15 protein-coding genes and 1 pseudogene are annotated in these 20,476 nt (G+C 31.2%); 14 read left to right on the forward strand and 2 right to left on the reverse strand.

Annotated elements, in window-relative coordinates; translation table 11 throughout:
* Positions 1–77: 77 nt before the first annotated feature.
* Complete coding sequence (gene thiL / locus WG945_RS10180) at positions 78–1,127, reverse strand: thiamine-phosphate kinase (protein ID WP_068447636.1); 1,050 nt, start codon at positions 1,125–1,127, stop codon at positions 78–80.
* 104 nt (positions 1,128–1,231) lie between these two features.
* Between thiL and WG945_RS10185 the strand changes: the two genes are divergently transcribed.
* The gene (locus tag WG945_RS10185) at positions 1,232–3,151 is read left to right on the forward strand and encodes a M1 family aminopeptidase (protein WP_068447638.1); all 1,920 of its coding nucleotides are present in this window, start codon (positions 1,232–1,234) and stop codon (positions 3,149–3,151) included.
* Between the two features lie 421 nt (positions 3,152–3,572).
* Positions 3,573–4,334: a UDP-2,3-diacylglucosamine diphosphatase gene (locus tag WG945_RS10190; RefSeq protein ID WP_068447640.1), complete on the forward strand. Its 762-nt coding sequence runs from the start codon at positions 3,573–3,575 to the stop codon at positions 4,332–4,334.
* Positions 4,335–4,378: 44 nt separating this feature from the next.
* Here the strand turns inward: WG945_RS10190 and WG945_RS10195 are convergent.
* Positions 4,379–7,280: pseudogene (locus WG945_RS10195) on the reverse strand (TonB-dependent receptor).
* 198 nt (positions 7,281–7,478) lie between these two features.
* Between WG945_RS10195 and WG945_RS10200 the strand changes: the two are divergent.
* From WG945_RS10200 to WG945_RS10255, 12 genes are all read left to right on the forward strand, one after another.
* Positions 7,479–8,468, forward strand: a complete 990-nt coding sequence (locus WG945_RS10200; protein ID WP_068447642.1) for an AAA family ATPase — start codon at positions 7,479–7,481, stop codon at positions 8,466–8,468.
* Between the two features lie 119 nt (positions 8,469–8,587).
* Positions 8,588–9,457 (forward strand): DUF58 domain-containing protein, encoded by an 870-nt coding sequence (locus WG945_RS10205; RefSeq protein ID WP_068447643.1) that lies wholly within the window; start codon positions 8,588–8,590, stop codon positions 9,455–9,457.
* Positions 9,458–9,477: 20 nt separating this feature from the next.
* On the forward strand, positions 9,478–10,395 hold the full coding sequence (locus WG945_RS10210) for a BatD family protein (protein WP_068447645.1): 918 nt from the start codon (positions 9,478–9,480) through the stop codon (positions 10,393–10,395).
* On the forward strand, positions 10,382–11,386 hold the full coding sequence (locus WG945_RS10215) for a vWA domain-containing protein (RefSeq protein WP_068447978.1): 1,005 nt from the start codon (positions 10,382–10,384) through the stop codon (positions 11,384–11,386). The genes WG945_RS10210 and WG945_RS10215 overlap by 14 nt, the downstream gene beginning before the upstream one ends.
* A 46-nt stretch (positions 11,387–11,432) precedes the next feature.
* Positions 11,433–11,795 carry a four helix bundle protein gene (locus WG945_RS10220; protein ID WP_068447647.1) on the forward strand — a complete coding sequence of 121 codons (363 nt, stop codon included), beginning with the start codon at positions 11,433–11,435 and terminating at the stop codon, positions 11,793–11,795.
* Between the two features lie 27 nt (positions 11,796–11,822).
* Entirely contained in the window at positions 11,823–12,869 is a 1,047-nt protein-coding gene (locus WG945_RS10225) for a VWA domain-containing protein (protein ID WP_197482029.1), read from the forward strand.
* 299 nt (positions 12,870–13,168) lie between these two features.
* Positions 13,169–14,563 (forward strand): glycosyltransferase, encoded by a 1,395-nt coding sequence (locus WG945_RS10230; protein ID WP_082864144.1) that lies wholly within the window; start codon positions 13,169–13,171, stop codon positions 14,561–14,563.
* 289 nt (positions 14,564–14,852) lie between these two features.
* Positions 14,853–15,692, forward strand: coding sequence for a tetratricopeptide repeat protein (locus tag WG945_RS10235; RefSeq protein ID WP_231874493.1), 840 nt, complete (start codon positions 14,853–14,855; stop codon positions 15,690–15,692).
* A 79-nt stretch (positions 15,693–15,771) separates the two neighbouring features.
* The gene (locus WG945_RS10240; protein ID WP_231874495.1) at positions 15,772–17,592 is read left to right on the forward strand and encodes a BatD family protein; all 1,821 of its coding nucleotides are present in this window, start codon (positions 15,772–15,774) and stop codon (positions 17,590–17,592) included.
* 4 nt (positions 17,593–17,596) lie between these two features.
* Positions 17,597–18,355, forward strand: coding sequence for an SH3 domain-containing protein (locus WG945_RS10245; protein WP_068447650.1), 759 nt, complete (start codon positions 17,597–17,599; stop codon positions 18,353–18,355).
* A 57-nt stretch (positions 18,356–18,412) separates the two neighbouring features.
* Complete coding sequence (locus tag WG945_RS10250) at positions 18,413–18,706, forward strand: hypothetical protein (RefSeq protein WP_068447653.1); 294 nt, start codon at positions 18,413–18,415, stop codon at positions 18,704–18,706.
* An 83-nt stretch (positions 18,707–18,789) separates the two neighbouring features.
* Positions 18,790–20,382 (forward strand): SulP family inorganic anion transporter, encoded by a 1,593-nt coding sequence (locus WG945_RS10255; RefSeq protein WP_068447655.1) that lies wholly within the window; start codon positions 18,790–18,792, stop codon positions 20,380–20,382.
* The last annotated feature ends 94 nt before the right edge of the window (positions 20,383–20,476 follow it).

Genomic DNA, 20,476 nt, shown 5'->3' on the forward strand with positions numbered 1-20,476 from the left:
ACGTCAGTCTAACCCCATAAAAAAAAGGCGAAAATTTAAAATTTTCGCCTTTTTTTCATATATTATTTACGCTGAAATTACTCATTCTTTAAAGCATTCCAACCTTGTGCTTTTAATTCAATTTCCTGTCCTGCTCTTGTCACTAAATTTAGTCCTTGGTTTTCTGCAGTAACATGACCAATAATAGAAAAATGTGGGTTTCCTTTTATTTTATCAAAATCTGCAATAGGCACTGTAAATAAAAGTTCGTAATCTTCACCACCACTTAAAGCAACCATCGTAGAATCTAATTCAAATTCTTCACAAGCAGAAATTACTTGCGGATCTAAAGGCAATTTATCTTCATACACTTTACAACCTACTTTACTTTGCGTACAAATATGAAAAAGTTCTGACGAAAGTCCATCAGAAATATCAATCATAGAAGTTGGTTTTATTTCCATTTCTTTTAATAATCCAGAAATATCTCTACGTGCTTCTGGCTTTAATTGACGTTCAATTAAATAGGTATAACTATCTAAATCTGGCTGATTATTTGGATCAACCTTAAAAACTTGCTTTTCTCTCTCTAAAACTTGTAACCCTAAATAAGCAGCACCTAAATCTCCAGAAACAACAATTAAATCTGTTTCTTTTGCACCGTCTCTATACACAACATCGGCTTTTTCTGCCTTACCAATTGCGGTAACAGAAATTAAAATCCCTTTGGTAGATGACGTTGTGTCTCCACCAACCAAATCTACATTGTAACTCTCACAAGCTAACTGAATTCCGGCATACAATTCTTCAATTGCCTCTAACGGAAATCTATTAGAAACCGCAATAGAAACCGTAACCTGTTCTGCAACTCCATTCATCGCATACACATCAGATAAATTTACCATTACAGCCTTGTAACCTAAATGTTTTAGTGGCATATAACTTAAATCAAAATGTACACCTTCTATCAACAAATCTGTGGTAACCAACGTTTGTTTATCCGAAGCATCTAAAACGGCAGCATCATCTCCAACAGCTTTTATTGTTGATGCATTTTGTACCTTAAAATATTTTGTAATATGATTGATCAAGCCAAACTCACCTAGTTCAGCCAACGACGTCTTTTGTGTATTTTTATCTTCTAACATTTTGCAAAGATAAGTACATTCTAAAAAATTACAGAACTACTTTAGCACCTATATTTTTTATTATAACTTTTAAACAGTACTTTTAAATTCTAATCCTATTAGTTATGATTCGTTTTGTTGTTGTTTGCTTATTTATTTTTGTACATATTTATAGCGGAACTGCCCAAGAACTCATACAAATTGCAGAAGCAGAAGCAAAATCTGCTGCAACAAAAATTCATTTTAAAGCAAACCCAAACACTGCTAATTACAATATTACCTATCATAAATTAGAGTTTTCTGTAGATCCTAAAGTTGCAGCTATTTCTGGTAAAGTAACCACCACTTTTACCGCTTTAGACAATTTAACTACCGTTACTTTCGATTTAGACGATAATATGACTGTTACTTCGGTAACGCAAAACGGAAACGCTGTATCTTTTTCTCAAAACTCAAATGACGAATTGGTTATTACGCTTCAAACCACATTAAATCAAGGAAATTCCACATCAGTTACCATAAATTATGGCGGCAACCCAACAAGTAATGGTTTTGGTTCTTTTGAAGTAAATACACACGGAACAGCAAACACTCCTGTACTTTGGACACTCTCTGAGCCTTATGGTGCTTTAGGTTGGTGGCCTTGTAAACAAGATTTGAATGATAAAATTGACACTATTGATGTGTATATCACTGCACCTGAACAATATGTTTCCGTTTCCAACGGATTGGAGCAAGGCACAACCACTACTTTAGGTTCTAAAACAACACATTTTAAACACCAATATCCTATTCCTGCTTATTTAATTGCCATTGCAGTTACCGATTACGAAACCTATTCTCACCAAGTTTCTCATAATGACAACAACTTTCCGATTGTAAATTATGTCTATCCAGAAAGTTTAACCTCAGCCCAAAACAGTACTTTAGTTACCGTTGATATCATGGAACATTTTATCGATTTATTTGGTGATTATCCTTATAAAAATGAAAAATATGGACACGCTCAGTTTGGTTGGGGCGGCGGAATGGAACACACAACCGTTTCTTTTATGGGAAGTTTTAATAGAGGTTTAATTGCCCACGAGCTAGCACACCAATGGTTTGGTAATAAAGTTACTTGCGGCAGTTGGAAAGATATTTGGTTAAATGAAGGTTTTGCAACCTACTTATCTGGCTTAACAATAGAGCATTTAGACGGAGAAACTTCTTTTAAAAGCTGGAGAAATTCTACTATAAACTCCATAACTTCCTCTACAAGTGGAGCAGTTTACCTTTCTGATGTAGACACCACAAGCGTTAGCAGAATTTTTAATAGCAGATTAACCTATAATAAAGGCGCCATGGTTTTACACATGTTGCGCAAAAAATTAGGAGATACAAACTTTTTTAAAGGGATAAAAAACTACATAACCGATCCTAATTTGGCGTATGGTTATGCTAAAACACCCTATTTAATAACACATTTAGAAACTGCGAGTAGCTTAGATTTAAACGAGTTTTTTAACGATTGGGTGTACAACCAAGGATACCCAACTTACAACGTTGCATGGCATCAACCAACAACAAATACCATAAATATACAGGTAAACCAAACACAGAGTCATACTTCTGTTTCTTTCTTTGAAGCCAATATTCCTATACGTTTAAACGGAACGAATGGAGAAGTTTTAGATTTGGTTTTAAACAACTTAACGAATGGAGAAATATTTGTAGAAAATATAAATTTCCCAGTAAGTTCTATCGATTTTGACCCTGATTATCACTTAATTTCTAGAAATAGTACTACTACATTAGCTGTGGAGAACAATCCTTTTGTATTAGAAAACATCTCTTTGTTACCCAACCCAGTAAATACAGATTTAACCATTAAAACATCAAAAAATATAATTTTTAAAAAAGCTCTTTTATACAATACCCTTGGTAAAGAAGTACTAAAATCTAACAGTAAACATATAAATATTAGCGAACTAAGTGCTGGGATTTATTTTATTAAAGTTTTTACAGATTCAGGAAACTTATATAGAAAGATTATCAAAGAGTAGTTTTTTTTTAATTGAAATGTTCTCGATACAAAATTTCTTAAAAAGAAATTTCACTCGAACTGACAGTATGTATTATTCAAAAGACCTCTTAAGCGGAAATGACAAAACTGGGTGTAATAAAAACATACAATAACACGTTCAATTTGTCATTTCGAAGTATTGAGAAATCTCATAACAGTGATAACACAACACCTTCCAAACTTTATGTGATTTCTCCCAAAAAGATCGAAATGACAAAACTGGATGGAAACAAAACTGAACGCAAAAAAACACAAAGCTTATCACTTCGAAATATTGAGAAGTCTCATAACAGTGATACCTCAAAATTGTGGTAACAAAAATTGTATCGAGATGTTTTTAATCCCTATCACCAGTTTATAAATTAGTTTTTCTATTTTTACCGATATAAATAAACAACTCCTTGATTTCTATAACAACTTCAGAAAATAAAAAAGTCTATTTTGCATCCGACCAACACTTTGGAGCACCAACGCCAGAAGCTAGTTTTCCTCGCGAAAAAAAGTTTGTTGCTTGGTTAGACGAAGTAAAAAAAGATGCAGAAGCTATTTTTTTACTAGGTGATTTATTCGACTTTTGGTTCGAGTATAAAACAGTTGTGCCAAAAGGTTTTGTTAGGGTTTTAGGTAAATTAGCTGAAATAAGAGATAGCGGAATTCCTATTTACTTTTTTATTGGTAATCATGATTTATGGATGAATGATTATTTCGAAAAAGAACTCAACATACCGGTATATCATGAACCACAAGAATTTATAATCAACAATAAGAAGTTTTTAATTGGGCACGGAGACGGTTTAGGCCCTGGAGATCATGGCTACAAACGTATGAAAAAAGTCTTCACCTTCCCTTTATTCAAGTGGATGTTTAGATGGTTACACCCAGATATCGGAGTCAGTTTAGGGCATTATATGTCTGTAAAAAACAAATTAATTTCTGGTGATGATGATGCCAAATATTTAGGTGATGAAAACGAATGGTTGGTTTTGTATTGCAAAGAGAAACTAACCAAACAACATTACGATTACTTTGTGTTTGGACACAGACATCTTCCTTTAGAAATAAAATTGAAAGAAAATAGCACCTACATAAATCTAGGAGATTGGATTCAATATTTCACCTATGGTGAGTTTAAAGACTCCTTTAAACTTTTACAAGACAAATAAAAAAAGCGGCAAATTGCCGCTTTTTATTTTATAAAATAATACTCTTATTTTAGGTTAAAACTTACTCTAGCAAATAGGTGTCTACCACCAATACCAAATTGTTGAGATCTTCTAGACCAATCGAAACGACCATCACTACGGTTTGCATCAATTGCTCTATCTGGATATACATCTAATAAATTATTTGCACCTATGGTTAAAGTTAAACTCTCACTAGCTTTATAACCAAAAGATAAATCGGTAACAACTTTGGTTGCAAAGTCTTGTTGATTAGCAAGTGTATTCGTCGCTTCTGATACTTCTCCGAAATATACATTTCTTAAGAAAACATTAAACTTACCAGAAGTTAAACTGTTAGATAATACCATTTTTGTTCTTGGCACAGACTCTTCTAAATAGATTCTACTATCTTCTGGAAAATACGTTCCTTCTTGACCTGCATCTTTTAAAATTTGAGAAGAGTTAATATCTCCTGTTTGTTTTGTTTGAGAGAAAGTACCCGATAAATCTGTTTTTAACCTTGTAGTTGCCCCTAAATTTGCTTTGTGAGAAATTACAACATCTACACCTGTAGATCTAGTATCTATAGCATTTGCAAAGAATGATGCTGCTGTTGCATTTGCTTGCACTAATAATTGTGAAAGCTGTAAGTTAGCAGCATCAATTGGTACACCAGAACCATCTAGCATAGCCTCAAACTGACCTGTATATACTACTCTATCATCAATATTAACAACATACCCATCTACAGTAAAAGTAATATTAGATTCTGGCAACTTAGCTGTAAAACCTGCACTAAAACTATTAGAAGTTTCTTCTTTCAATTGAGGAATTCCTAATAACTGAGCCGCTTTACTATCATTTGCAAAAGTACCAACTTCTACTGGTAATCCTTGATCATCAAAAATTGTAGAAGTAGAATTATAATTTAATTGATGTAAAGAAGGTGCTCTAAAACCAGTATTAAAAGAAGCTCTAATTCTAAAGTTATCAGAAACCTTATAAATAGAGGCTAATTTAAAGTTTAAGGTACTACCAAAGTCTGAATAATTTTCATAACGTGTAGCAAAAGTAGTTGAAAAAGCATCCGAAAACTTTGCATCTAAATCTACATAAGCAGCAACACTACTACGTGCTCTATCTAATTCGTTTTTAGGACCAAATCCAGGAAATACCTGAGAACCTCCTGGTCTAGATCTTCCAAAGAAATCTAATAAAGGACTTGTTCCTGAAACACCTGTAAAAGCAGTACCATTTGCTTGGTATTGTGTGTATGATGCTTCTTCTCCTGAAATAATTTCGTAGTTTTCTAATCTGTGTTCACCACCAAAAGCAACACCAAAACCTTCAAACGTATCTTTATAAAATCTTGATAAATCTAAGTTGGTTGTATTCTGTGAAAATGAGAATCCACCAGCATCAAAAGTAGTACCAGATGCAGTTCCTTGAGAAGCATTGTAAGTATTACCAATAACATAATCGAAGGCATTTTTACCGTAGGTATTAGAAAAATCTACACTCCACTCACCAATATTTCCTTTTATACCCACTGCAAAAGATTGATCTGAAATTGTTGAGTTAATTTCAGGTAAAAATCCATTAATATACGCTGGTGTATAAGTTCTTTCTTGGTTTGGTAATCTGTAAAAACCTGCAGAGTTTCCGTCTCTAGAACTCATACCTGCAAAAGAATACAATTCTGTTCCATTATCATCTAAAGGTAATTTAAAATTAGCAAAAAATCTACCTCCACGTACTTTAGATTGTCCCACTCTCATGTTAAAATCTTTTCTTTCTAAGCCTCTAGCAGCTAATTCTGCAGTGGTATTATCTCCATTTAAAATTCCTTGCAACTGAGTTTTTGTAGTTGCTCCATTTAAATTAATACCAGCTTGGTTTGCATATTGTATTACATCACTTACATCATCATCTATTAATTTTGTAAGATCGTAACCATCATCACTTGCAAATCTTTCTACCGTATTATATAAGTTAAAGACATCACCTTCCCACTCTTTCATTCTGTTGTAAGCTTCTCTTACATCAAAATCTCCAGAAAAGTTAATAAAACCACCTTTGTCTCCTAAAGGCAACCCGTAACTAGCACTAACATTTGTTGTTTGCCCATCTACACCACCAGTTTGTCCGTTTGCGTTTTTACTAAAATTTGCTCCCGTAGTAACAGACATAGATAACTCATTAACACTTTCATTTAAAACAATGTTAATAACACCAGCAATTGCATCAGAACCGTATTGTGCCGCTGCACCATCTCTTAACACTTCTAATCTTTTAATAGCAGCTGCAGGTATTGCGTTTAAATCTGTACCAACAGAACCTCTACCAAAAGTACCATTCACGTTTATTAAAGAAGAGGTGTGTCTTCTTTTTCCGTTAATTAAAACCAATACTTGGTCTGGTCCTAACCCTCTTAAAGAAGCAGGATCTACGTGATCTGTTCCGTCAGAAATGGTTTGTGTATTTGAAGTAAATGAAGGTGCTACAAAATTTAAAATCTGATTTAAATTTACTTGCGGTGCACTTGCTGTTAATTCTTTAATATCTACAATATCAATAGGTACAGGAGAATCTATAGCAGATCTATTGGGATTTCTAGAACCAATTACTACTACTTCTTCTAAAGAATTATCTTCACTTAGCAAAATTGTTAGATAAGAAGTACTAGTAACATTTACCACTTTAGCAGCAAACCCCATAGAAGAAACCGTTAGTTTAACAGGTAAACTTTTTTACACTAACAGAAAACTCTCCATTAATATCTGTAACTATTCCGTTGGTTGTTCCTTTTTCAATAACATTAACATATGGTAAACCACCACCAGACGAATCTGTAACTTTACCCTTTATAGTCTGTGCTACCATGGCAAAAGGAAGCAAAAATAATAAAGTAATAACTACGTTTTTAAATAAGTAATTTTCTTTCATATTAAGGTGTTTTTAAGATTATTATCTCTAAATATCGCCTTTTAAAACTAAAAAGGCAATATTTTAACATTTTATTTAAGCTATCACTTTTTTATTAATTTAAAAAAATAGACATCTTTAACCTTCTTTTAACAACAATAATTTTGTTAATATTGTAGCTTTGTTCCTGTAAATTATAACACCTAACACAATATTACAATGGATGTAGATGTAAGAGCTATTAATGAAAAAATAGAAAGAGAAAGTGCCTTTATAGATATTCTTACTTTAGAAATGAATAAAGTAATTGTTGGTCAAAAACAAATGATAGAAAGTTTGTTAATTGGATTGATTGGAAACGGTCATATTTTGTTAGAAGGGGTTCCTGGATTGGCAAAAACATTAGCAATTAATACATTATCTAAAGCAGTACAAGCTAGTTTTAGTAGGGTACAGTTTACACCAGATTTACTACCTGCAGATGTTGTTGGAACCATGATTTACAACATGAAGGAAAATGGTTTTGAAATTAAAAAAGGACCTATTTTTGCAAACTTTGTGTTAGCAGATGAGATTAACAGAGCACCTGCAAAAGTACAATCTGCTTTATTAGAGGCAATGCAAGAGCGCCAGATTACTATTGGTGATACTACTTTTAAGTTAGACGAGCCTTTCTTAGTAATGGCAACTCAAAACCCGGTAGAACAAGAAGGAACATATCCTTTACCAGAAGCACAAGTAGATAGATTTATGCTAAAAGTGGTAATTGATTATCCTAAATTACAAGACGAGCAAATTATTATGCGTCAAAATTTATCTGGCGGATTTTCAAAAGTAAATCCTGTAGTTTCTGTTGATCAAATTATAAGAGCAAGAGAAGTTGCTAACGAAGTGTATATGGATGAAAAAATTGAGAAATACATTCTTGATATCATCTTTGCAACTCGTTATCCAGAAAAATACAACTTACCACAATTAAAAGATTTAATTAGTTTCGGAGCTTCACCAAGGGGAAGTATTAACCTTGCAAAAGCCGCAAAATGTTATGCTTTCATTAAAAGAAGAGGGTATGTAATACCAGAAGATGTTAGAGCAGTTGTTTTTGATATTTTACGTCACAGAATAGGAATCACATATGAAGCGGAAGCAGAAAATGTAACTTCTGTAGACATTATCAATTCTATTATTAACGAAATTGAAGTACCATAAAATTGTGTAATTGTTGAAACGTTTAATTGGGTAATTGTTAGTAATATTATCCTGCAATTCTCAATTAAATAAGTACACCAACGCACGCTTACACATTTAAACAATTACACGCTTACACATTGGAAACAAAAGAAATACTTAAAAAGGTTCGTAAAATAGAAATTAAGACAAAGCGTTTGTCTAATGATATTTTTGGAGGTGAATACCATTCATCATTCAAAGGACGTGGTATGACTTTTTCTGAGGTAAGGCAATACCAATTTGGCGATGACGTAAGAGCTATTGATTGGAATGTTACCGCTCGTTATAACGAACCTTATATTAAGGTTTTTGAAGAAGAACGTGAGTTAACCATGATGCTATTGGTAGATGTTTCTGGTTCTGAATTGTTCGGAACATCAACGCAGTTTAAAAAAGATACCGTTACAGAAATTGCTGCTACATTGGCTTTTTCGGCCACTCAGAATAATGATAAAGTAGGTCTAATTTTATTTTCTGATGGTGTAGAACTTTTTATTCCTCCTAAAAAAGGAAAAAGTCACGTTTTACGTATCATTAGAGAACTGATCGAATTTAAACCAAAAAGTAAAAAAACCAATATTGCTGCTGCTTTAAAGTTTTTATCTAGTGTGATGAAAAAAAGAGCCATTGTTTTTATGTTATCCGATTTTATGGATGATGATTATGAAAAAACATTAAAAATTGCGGCAAAGAAACACGATTTAACAGGGATAAGAGTTTTTGACAAACATGATGAAGAAATTCCTAATTTAGGAATGGTTCCTATGCTCGATTCAGAAACCGGTAATGTACAGTTGATAAACACAGCATCGAAATCTGTAAGAACAAGTTACAAAGCAAATGCTTTACGTTTAGCAGATTATTATACAAACATGTTTAAAAGAAGTGGCGCAGGTACCGTTAACACAAGAGTTGATGAAAACTACGTAAAAAAATTATTAGGTTATTTTAAACATAAAGGAAGATAGTAACGCAGTTACCCTTAAAAATGAAAAAACAAATACTCTACATACTGCTATTTATTTCTACTATTGGTTTTGCACAAAACCCTATAGTAAGGGCAGAAATTGATACTACTAATATTAGAATTGGTGAGCAATTTAATTTAAAGATTACAGTGGATGATACACAGAATGTAATCATGCCTAAACTGAATCTAAAAGGCTTAGAAATTATAGATTCTACCAAAGTAGATACTGTAAAAAACTCGTTAATAAGAAAGTATATTCTAACGGGTTTTGATAGTGGTGCATTTTACATTCCGCAACAACAAATTTTTGTAAAAAATCAAGCTTTTTTAACTGATTCTTTATTAGTAAACGTAGCTACCATAGCTATTGACACAACCAAGGTGAAGAAATTCCCGATTAAATCTATTAAAAGTGAACCATATACTTTTGATGATTTTAAAATATACATTTACATCCTTTTAGCAGCATTGGCTATTATTGGCTTCTGGATTTACTGGTTTGTGATCAGAAAAAGAAAAGAAGAAACAGAAGACCCAACATACAGAGCATTGCCTCCTTATGAAGAAGCTATTTTTAAGCTGAATGAATTAGATGAAAAACTATTGTGGCAAAACAATAAAATTAAAGAATACTATTCTGAATTGACAGAAATTGTGCGTGGTTATATAGAGCGAGAATTAAAAGTACCTGCTTTAGAAAAAACAACGGATGAGGTTTTAGATATGCTAAAAGACTTTAAAGATGCAGAAACTATACAAACATCAGAAGAAACTATTAAAAAGTTAAGAGATTTATTACGAGAAGCAGATTTGGTAAAGTTTGCAAAATCGAAACCTTTAGCTTTAGAAATAGAAGAAGATAGAAAAGATGCTCAGGATATTGTGAGTAGTTTAAAACCTAAACCAATTATTGAAGAGAATGATGAATTGGAGTAATTTTGAGTTTCATAATCCGGAGTTTTTATGGTTACTAATACTAATTCCATTAGTAGCGGTTTGGCATTTTTTTATGCGCAAAAAAGATGCAGCAGTTTTAACAATGCCCAGTATAAAAGGTTTTAAAACAGACTCGCTTTTATCTAAATTAAAACCACTTTTATACCTTTTAAGAATATTAGCCTTGGTAGCAATTATTGTTGCTTTAGCAAGACCAAGAAATGTTTCTGTTAGTAAAAAAACAAAAAGTAATAAAGGAATAGATATTGTAATGGCAATTGATGTTTCTGCAAGTATGTTGGCCAAAGATTTAAAACCTAACAGATTAGAAGCTCTTAAAAAAGTTGCTATAGATTTTGTTGATAGAAGACCAAACGACAGAATAGGAATTGTTGTTTATGCCGGCGAAAGTTTTACACAAACGCCTATTACAAGTGATAAAGGAATTGTAAAACGTACTATTTCTGAATTAAAATGGGGACAATTAGAAGGCGGAACCGCAATAGGTATGGGACTGGGTTCTGCAGTTAACAGATTAAAAGAAAGCACTGCAAAAAGTAAGGTTATTATCTTATTAACAGACGGTGTAAATAATTCTGGTAATATAGACCCAAGAACAGCTACAGAGCTTGCTAAAGAATTAGAAATTAAAACCTACACCATAGGATTAGGAACTAATGGAATGGCAGATTTTCCTTATAGTAGAGATCCTAGAACAGGTGAATTACAATTTAGAAAGCTTCCTGTAGAGATAGACGAAGATTTGCTTAAAGAAATAGCAGCGGAAACTCAAGGTAAATACTTTAGAGCTACAGACAACGAGTCTTTAAAAGAGATTTATGATGAAATTGATAAGCTAGAAAAAACAAAAATAGAAGAATTTAAATATTACAATTATCAAGAAAAATATAGAATTTTTATCTTTTTAGGATTAGGATTCTTGTTATTAGAGTTTTTTTTAAGAAACACCATCTTTAAGAGTTTTATATAGAAAAAGGTGTAATTGTTTATTTGTGTAATCGTGTAATTGAAAAAAGATGTATGTATTTTCATTTGAAAAATTAAAAGTTTGGCAAGAAGCTATTGATTTATCTGTTGAAGTTTACGGTATCTCAAAAAGTTTTCCTGTTGATGAAAAATATGGAATTACAAGCCAATTAAAAAGAGCTACAAATTCAATAGCTGCAAATATTGCAGAAGGAACATCAAGAATTACAAACAAAGACAAAGCACATTTTTCAACAATTGCTTTTAGTACAACAATGGAAGTTTTAAATCATATTATTTTATGTCACAAATTAAAGTTTATAGATGAAATTGTTTATAACGATATAAGGCAACGTATTTACAAAATATCAAACATGCTTAATGCTTTAAGAAAATCTCAATTAAACAGTTAAACAATTACACAGTTACACCTTTTCAATATGTATCGTATAGAAGAACCAATTTATTTTTCCCTGCTCATAATCATTCCAGCAATGATTGTTGTTTTCTTGTTGGTTTTATGGTGGAAAAAAAGAACACAGAAAAAATTTGCTGATTTAAATTTACTTCAAAATTTAGCACCAAATACTTCCACCTTTAAATCTGTTTTAAAATTGGTGTTTTTACTTTTAGGAATTACATTTTTAGTAATTGCTTTAGTAAACCCTAAAATGGGAACCAAATTACAAACCGTAAAAAGAGAAGGTGTAGATATTGTTTTTGCCTTAGATGTTTCTAAAAGTATGCTAGCAGAAGATATTGCGCCAAACAGATTAGAAAAAGCAAAACAAATTATCTCTAAAACTATTGAAAAACTAGGTTCTGATAGAGTTGGTATTATTATTTATGCAGGAAATGCGTATCCGCTTTTACCAATAACTACAGATCATGCCGCAGCAAATATGTTTTTGCAAAATGCAAATCCAGATATGGTTTCTAGTCAAGGTACAGACATCAATGGAGCTCTAGAATTAGCAAAAACTTATTATAATAATGACGAACAAACAAACCGTTTTTTAATTATTATTTCTGACGGAGAAGATCATCAAGAAGAAACAAAACAAGTAGCACAAACATTAACCGAAGAGGGGGTAAAGATTTACACAATTGGTGTAGGTTTAGAAAATGGAAGTCCAATTCCTATGCGAGTAAACGGTACTATGATTGGCTACAAAAAAGACAATAAAGGAGAAACTGTACTCACCAAACGCATGCCAGATGTTCTACAAGGCATTGCAGATGCAGCAAATGGTACTTATATTGATGGTAATGTTACAGATAAACCAGTAACAGTAATTGCAGATATTATTGCGAATGCTGAAAAAAGTGAATTCGAAACAAAACAATTTTCAGACTATAAAGACCAGTTTCAATGGTTTGTAGCAATAGGATTACTTTTCTTATTGATAGATATTTTATTATTTGATAAGAAAACGAAATGGTTGCGAAAAGTAGATTTGTTTGATGAAGAAAAAACGAAAAAATAATACATTTCATCCATCAGGAACGAAGCAATCACATACTTTTTATAAAACAAAACTTAAATGAGCCGATTAAAATTTTTAATCGGCTCATTCGTTGTATTTCATTCATCAGAAAGACTTTATTAGAAAATACAATTGGCTATTCTATTTAATAAATAAGGATACATTTTACTCACTAAGTGGGTAAAAAATACACACATAAAACATCGTAAAAAAGCTAAAACCCTGTAAACAAGGCATAGTTGCTAATGGTACATAAATTGATTTAAAATAGACATAACAAGATCTAATTAATAATCAACATGAAATCAGCAACCTTTAATTTAAAATTACATAACAATAAGTTTTCTATAGATGATAAAAAAAAGTCTCCAATTAATTTTAAAGCTATTCTTACGCTAGTAAGCTCATTTGTAATAATGATTGGTGCAGCTTTTGTAGTTTACATGTTACAAGATGATTTCTCTAAATTTAACTATGACAGATTAAACAACAACTTTGGATTTCTATTTTTTAGTCTAGCTGCAGCCCTATTTGCTTTTGGAGTAATGACATTTCTTTATGATCTATACTTATATTTTAAATACAAACCTATAGCATCTGTAAGCGATGAAGAATTACCTACAGTTACGGTAATTGTACCAGCATATAACGAAGGAAAACAAGTTTGGGCTACCTTAAAAAGTTTAGCTAAAAGTGATTATCCAAAAGAAAAATTACAATTATTATCTATTGATGATGGTAGTAAAGATGATACTTGGCAGTGGATGAAAGAAGCTAAAAAACTTTTAGGAGATCAAGTAACCATAATGCAACAACCAAAAAACATGGGTAAAAGACATGCTTTATACCGTGGTTTTAATATGGGAAGTGGAGAAATATTTGTAACTGTAGATAGTGACTCGATAGTTAAAAAAGACACACTTCGTAATTTAGTAAGTCCGATAGTTGTAGATAAAAAATGTGGTGCTGTAGCTGGTAATATTCAGGTATTGAATAACAACAAAGCTTTGTTACCAAAAATGCTAAACGTAAGTTTTGTAATGAGTTTCGAATTTAAGCGTTCTGCAGAAAGTAGTTTAAATTCGGTTTTATGTACTCCTGGTGCTTTAGCCGCTTACAAAGCTAGTGCTGTTTTTGCTTGTTTACCAGAATGGATAGACCAGAAATTTATGGGTAAAGCTTCTGATATTGGAGAAGACAGAGCCTTAACGAACATGATTTTAAAACAAGGATACAGCGTATTATTTCAAAAAAATGCATACGCATATACAAATGTACCAGAAGACTATATTGGTTTGTACAAAATGTTTATTAGATGGGGAAGAAGTAATGTAAGAGAAAACATTGCTATGTATAAATATGTATTTACCGACTTTAAAGAAGGTAGTAAATTCGGATCGAGATTATTATTTGTAACGCAGTCCATAAAAATGATCATGTCATATCCTTTTTTATTATTTATGATGTATTTCATTTTTACACATCCTGTTTTATTTATAAGCTCTACTTTGTTAAGTATTTTAGTCGTGTCTACTTTCCCTGTATTATTCTACACTAAGAGATATGATTTAAAACAAGCACTATGGGCGTATTCTTATAGCATACTTTATACTTTTGGCTTATTCTGGATTACTCCATACTCTATTGCAACCGCAGGTAAAAGCGGATGGTTAACAAGAGAAATAGCTGCATAAATAAAAACCAGAACAAAAACTACATACTCTTCTACAGTTTAAAGGCAGAACGAGAAACAAAAACATCCAATAGAATCTATAACAGGTTCTATTGGATGTTTTTTGATTTAAAGAAGAATAGCATTAAAATCTACTACAACATAACCAATTTACAACTGTAATAAGCCTACTAAAAACAACCTAAAACTATGAATATTAGGCTTATTAAAAATAACAACTTATTAACAAAATTCTTTTTTTGAATACCTTACTTTTGTAATCATTATTTTTATGTAAAAAGACACAAATTATGAAAGAAGTTAAAGATAACATGAAGATTTTACAGTACATCCTTATCGTTTTCTTGATGCTATTTTCACCGAAAGAAATTTTAGCACAAAAAGACTCTATTGCCCTACAACGAGAAGCTAGAAAACTCTTAAGACAAGGAAATGATTTATACAATAAAAAAAAATTTACAGATGCTTCTGTTGCATATCAGAAATCATTAGCAAATAATACAAAATATGATAAAGCTTCTTATAATTTAGGAAATGCTTTTTATGAAAATAATAATTTTAAAGAAGCTGTTCCACAATACGAATTGACTGCAGAAACTGCAAAAGACAAATTTACAAAGGCAGAAGCGTATCATAACATTGGTAATGCAATGATGGAACAAAAACAATATCAACCTGCCGTAGACGCCTATAAAAACTCTTTAAGAAACAACCCTAATGATGATGAAACTCGTTATAATTTAGCCGTTGCTCAATCTTTATTAGAAAAAGAAAATCAAGATAACAAAGACGATAGAAATAAGGACAACAAGGACAATAAAGATAAAGACCAGAAAGACAAAGACGATAAAAAAGACGGGGACGACAAAGACAAAAATAAGGACAAAAAAGACGAGAAAAACGAAAAAGATAAAGACGGTAAGGGGGATGATGAAAAGGATAAAAACAAAGATCCTAAAAAAGATGAGAAAAAGGAACAAGAAAAGCCAAAGCCTCAAAAAGGTAAAATGTCTCCAGAACAAGTAAAACAATTACTAGAAAGTTTAAATAACGAGGAAAAGAAAACTCAAAAGAAAATGAATGCTCAAAAGGCAAAAGGCGAAAAAGTAAAACAAGAAAAAGATTGGTAGAAATATGCCATTAATCTATATTGAAGCCTATTTTACATCATATTCTAAAAATTAGTTTATTTAAAAAATAAGTACAAAATTGAATACCTATAAAATTAAAAAAATAAGTAAAACTCAAGAGTGGTTTTCCCAGGCAGGAAAATTCCAAGGAGCTATCATGCTTATCTTTTGTTTAGTAACCACTTTTGTAGCTGCTCAAGAAGCTACTTTAACAGCCACAGTAAGTAAAAATAAATTGGCCGTAAACCAACGTTTACGAATTGAATTTACAATAAACAAACAAGGTGGAGATAATTTTTCTCCTCCTAAATTTACTAACTTTAAAGTAGTAGGAGGACCAAGTCAATCTGTTAGCCAGTCTTGGGTAAATGGAAAAACAAGCTTTTCACAATCTTATACTTACATTCTTCAACCAGAAAAGAAAGGAGAATTAACTATTGGAACTGCTAGTATTAAAATATCAGGAAAGACCATAAAAACAGATCCTATAAAAATTATAGTTTTAGATGCTGTAGACATTCCCAAAAACCCAAACGACCCAAATTATATTGCACAACAAAACATTCATTTAGTTGCAGAAATCTCTAAATCTAGACCTTATGTAGGAGAGGGTATTTATGTAGAATATAGATTGTATGTAAGCGAAAATGTAAGTGTCTATGATACCAATGTAACAGAAGCACCACAATACAATGGTTTCTGGAACCAAGCTATTAAATTAAATAATTTCCCTGTAAAAATGGGAAAATACAATGGAGAAGACTATAGATATATTGTACTTCAGAAAGCCTTATTAATACCTACAAAAACAGGAAACCTAACAATAGATCCAATGAAAATGGATATTATTATAGGAGTTCCTACAGGTAGAGCAGACTTTTTTGGAAATGTAATTACAAGAAATGTTCAGAAAGAATTTGCATCAGCTAAAAAAATAATTAATCCAAGAAGTCTTCCTTTAGAAGGCAAACCAGCAAACTTTACAGGTGCTGTTGGTGATTTTAATTTTGATGTTGCCTTAAGCAAAGAGGTTTTAAAAGCCAATGAAAGCTCTCAAATTAAAGTAGCAGTTTCTGGTAAGGGTAACTTAAAATTATTTGAATTACCAGAGGTAACAACTCCTGTTGAGTTAGAAAAATATCAACCAGAAAGAAAAGAAAAAGTTCAAGTAAATGCTGGTGGAATTTCTGGTGAAGTCTCAGATTTATATACTGTAGTTCCGCAGTATAAAGGAAAGTATAAAATACCGAATGTTTCTTTCTCTTATTTTAATCCGAATGAACAAAAATACCATACTATTACAACCGAAGATTTCTTTGTTGATGTTTTAGAAGGAAAAGAATTAAAACCAGCAATAGATACAAATGCTACACAAAAACAAGATGTAGTTTCTACAGGTAATAACTTTAGATACATACAAACAAAAAGTAATTTAGAAGCTGTAGACACAGAAGATTTCTTTAAATCTAACTTGTTTTACCTATTGTTATTATTACCGCTAATAACAATTCCTATTGGTATTTTTATTGCTAAAAAGAGTGAAGAAAGAAGCAATGACCTTATAGGAAACAAGCTTAGAAAAGCAGAAAAATTAGCTAAAAAATATTTATCTGAAGCTCAAAAACAATTAGGTAAAAAAGAAGCTTTTTACGAAGCTTTAGAACGAGCATTACACAATTACCTAAAAGCAAAATTAGGTATTGAAACAGCCGAAATTAGTAAAGAAAGAATTACAGAAATCTTAGAAAATAAAAAAGTTGAACCAACAACCATTATTCAATTTATAGAAGTTTTAAAACATTCTGATATGGCGCGTTACTCTCAAATAACAAATACAGAAATGGAAGCTGAATTTGAGCGTGCAAAACAAGTTATTGTTCAATTAGATAAACAATTATAATAAAATGAAGAAACTATTTTTTTTATTGCTGATAATTGCCAATTCGGTTACTGCACAAAATGTAGATAGCTTATTTGTATCTGCAAATAACTTATATAAAAACGGTAAATTTAGCGATGCTATTGAGTTCTATAAGAAAATAGAAGCAAAAGAGTTGGTATCATCAGAATTGTATTATAATTTAGGTAATTCGTATTATAAGCTTAACAAAGTAGGACCAGCAATCTACTATTATGAAAAAGCGTTACTCTTAGATCCTTTAAATGCAGATGTAAAAAATAATTTAGTTTTTGCAAAACGTTTGGCATTAGATAATATAGAAGAATTACCAAAAACAGTATTACAAAAATTTAAAATAAATTACCTACAAAAGCTCTCATATAACCAGTGGGCAATAGTAGCTGTATTATTTTCTATTTTAGGAAGCTTCTTATTTTTAATGTTTTATTTTGCTGATGGGCCTGCTAAAAAAAGATTCTATTTTACAACAAGTATTGTTAGTTTTCTATTTTTAATAACCTCTTTATTTATTACATATAACCAATATAATTTTGCTATTAATAATAAAGAAGCTGTTGTTTTTGCAGAAAAAACAAAAGTTAGAAATGCACCTACATTAAACTCAGAAGAAATATTTATGTTGCATGAAGGAACTAAAATTATAGTTTTAGATGACGTAGATGAATGGAACAAAGTTAAAATTAAAGATGGTAGGTTAGGTTGGATACACGCTGAAGACATCAAACTATTAAGCGATTTTTAATTTTTATTTAACATTTATTTCAAAAAGCTTTATTAAATTCGCAAAAACTAAAAAAACTTGAAGGTTAGAGTTGCAATTTTCTTTATAGTAATATTTTCATCCTTATTTATTGCGCCTACCGTAATTAGTTTGATTGATAGTACACAAGATGTAACTGTCTATCTAAATATGAGTGAGGAAGAAGAGAATCATGGAAAGAACACTCTTAAAGAAGTAAAAATTATTTCTTATTCTGATGTAGCGATCTCTTTTAGAAAAAATCAGAAGCGAAAAAATGTACGTTTTATGTCTAAAGACTACATTTCTGAGTACCCAAAAATTGCTACCCCTCCACCAAAGTTTGTACTATAACTTCCGTACAAAAAAAAACAAAAATTTACAAAATTTAACAAATAGCTCTACTCTAACAAGAATAGAGTAAAAAGATATTACATATGTTTAAAAATATTAAAAACGACTTACCTGCAAGTATTGTAGTGTTTTTCGTAGCGTTACCATTGTGTTTAGGTATTGCATTAGCAAGTGGTGCACCATTATTTTCTGGAGTAATTGCAGGTATAGTTGGTGGAGTTGTTGTAGGAGGACTTAGTGGTTCTAAGCTTGGTGTTAGTGGTCCTGCAGCTGGTTTAGCTGCAATTGTATTAACTGCTATTGCTACTTTAGGGAGTTATGAAAACTTCTTAGTAGCTGTAGTTTTAGGAGGAATTATTCAAATAATTTTTGGGTTTTTAAAAGCAGGTGTAATTGGATATTATTTTCCATCATCGGTAATTAAAGGAATGTTAACAGGTATTGGTATTATCATTATCTTAAAACAAATACCAAACTTTTTTGGTTATGATGAAGAATCTGCATGGGATTTAGAGTTTTTTGAAATAGATGGTGGAAACACTTTTTCTGAGCTTATTAAAATGTTTAGCAACATTAACCCAGGAGCCGCTTTAATAGGTTTTTTAAGTTTAGCAATTATCCTTTTTTGGGATATTGTATTAAGTAAGAAAGCTAAAATATTTAAAGTTATACAAGGCCCATTTATTGCCGTTGTTGCAGGAATCATTTTTTTCACCCTTACTTTAGGTAATGAAACACTATCAATAGCTAGTAAACATATGGTAAGTGTACCAATTCCAGAAGATTTAAGTTCTTTTGTTGGGCAGTTTAGTTTCCCTAACTTTTCAGTGATTTTTCAACATGAAGTGTGGATTGTAGCCTTTACAATTGCATTGGTTGCTAGTTTAGAAACATTATTAAGTGTTGAGGCCTGTGATAAATTAGATCCAGACAAAAATGTAACACCAACCAATAGAGAATTACTTGCACAAGGAACAGGAAATATCATTTCTGGTTTAATTGGTGGATTACCAATTACACAAGTAATTGTAAGAAGTTCTGCCAATGTACAATCTGGTGGAAAAACAAAATTATCTACCATTTTACATGGTTTACTTTTGTTAATCTCTGTAATTTTAATTCCTACTTTATTAAACAAAATTCCATTAGCTGTTTTAGCTTCGATTCTTTTAGTAGTAGGATATAAATTAGCAAAACCAGCACTTTTTAAACAAATGTATAAGTTAGGTTGGAAACAGTTTGTTCCTTTTATTGTTACGGTTGTAGGTATTGTATTTACAGATTTATTATCAGGAATTGGATTAGGGCTTTTAGTAGGAATTGTAGTGATCTTATTAAAGAGTTACCAAAACTCTCACTTTCTTCATATTGAAGACAACAGTAATGGTAAGCATAAGATAAAAATGACTTTAGCAGAAGAAGTAACTTTTTTCAACAAAGGAGCTATCTTAAAAGAACTAGACAACTTACCTTCTGACTCTTACTTACAAATAGATTTGATTAAAACAAGATATTTAGATAATGATATTATTGAAATACTTGAAGACTTTTTATATAAAGCTAAAGAAAGAAATATAGACATTAAGCTTATATCTAAACGAGGTACAGTAGAAAACCCAGAAAGTTTTATCAATTTTTTCAAGGAAAAACCAAAGTCTAACATTAGTTTGAGTTAAAAACTATACGTAAAAGAACTTAATAGCATCTACTTAGAAAAAGACGCTAAATTTTAAGACAAATAATTAATGAAACAAACGTTTCATTAACACA

The organism is Polaribacter atrinae, from assembly GCF_038023995.1.
In the GTDB taxonomy this organism is placed as follows: domain Bacteria; phylum Bacteroidota; class Bacteroidia; order Flavobacteriales; family Flavobacteriaceae; genus Polaribacter; species Polaribacter atrinae.

Coding starts and splice junctions, on each gene's coding strand:
- WG945_RS10255 (WP_068447655.1), top strand. CDS start 18,790: ATGTTTAAAAATATTAAAAACGACTTACCTGCAAGTATTGTAGTGTTT.
- thiL (WP_068447636.1), bottom strand. CDS start 1,127: ATGTTAGAAGATAAAAATACACAAAAGACGTCGTTGGCTGAACTAGGT.
- WG945_RS10230 (WP_082864144.1), top strand. CDS start 13,169: ATGAAATCAGCAACCTTTAATTTAAAATTACATAACAATAAGTTTTCT.
- WG945_RS10210 (WP_068447645.1), top strand. CDS start 9,478: ATGAAAAAACAAATACTCTACATACTGCTATTTATTTCTACTATTGGT.
- WG945_RS10235 (WP_231874493.1), top strand. CDS start 14,853: ATGAAAGAAGTTAAAGATAACATGAAGATTTTACAGTACATCCTTATC.
- WG945_RS10200 (WP_068447642.1), top strand. CDS start 7,479: ATGGATGTAGATGTAAGAGCTATTAATGAAAAAATAGAAAGAGAAAGT.
- WG945_RS10225 (WP_197482029.1), top strand. CDS start 11,823: ATGTATCGTATAGAAGAACCAATTTATTTTTCCCTGCTCATAATCATT.
- WG945_RS10245 (WP_068447650.1), top strand. CDS start 17,597: ATGAAGAAACTATTTTTTTTATTGCTGATAATTGCCAATTCGGTTACT.
- WG945_RS10185 (WP_068447638.1), top strand. CDS start 1,232: ATGATTCGTTTTGTTGTTGTTTGCTTATTTATTTTTGTACATATTTAT.
- WG945_RS10215 (WP_068447978.1), top strand. CDS start 10,382: ATGAATTGGAGTAATTTTGAGTTTCATAATCCGGAGTTTTTATGGTTA.
- WG945_RS10220 (WP_068447647.1), top strand. CDS start 11,433: ATGTATGTATTTTCATTTGAAAAATTAAAAGTTTGGCAAGAAGCTATT.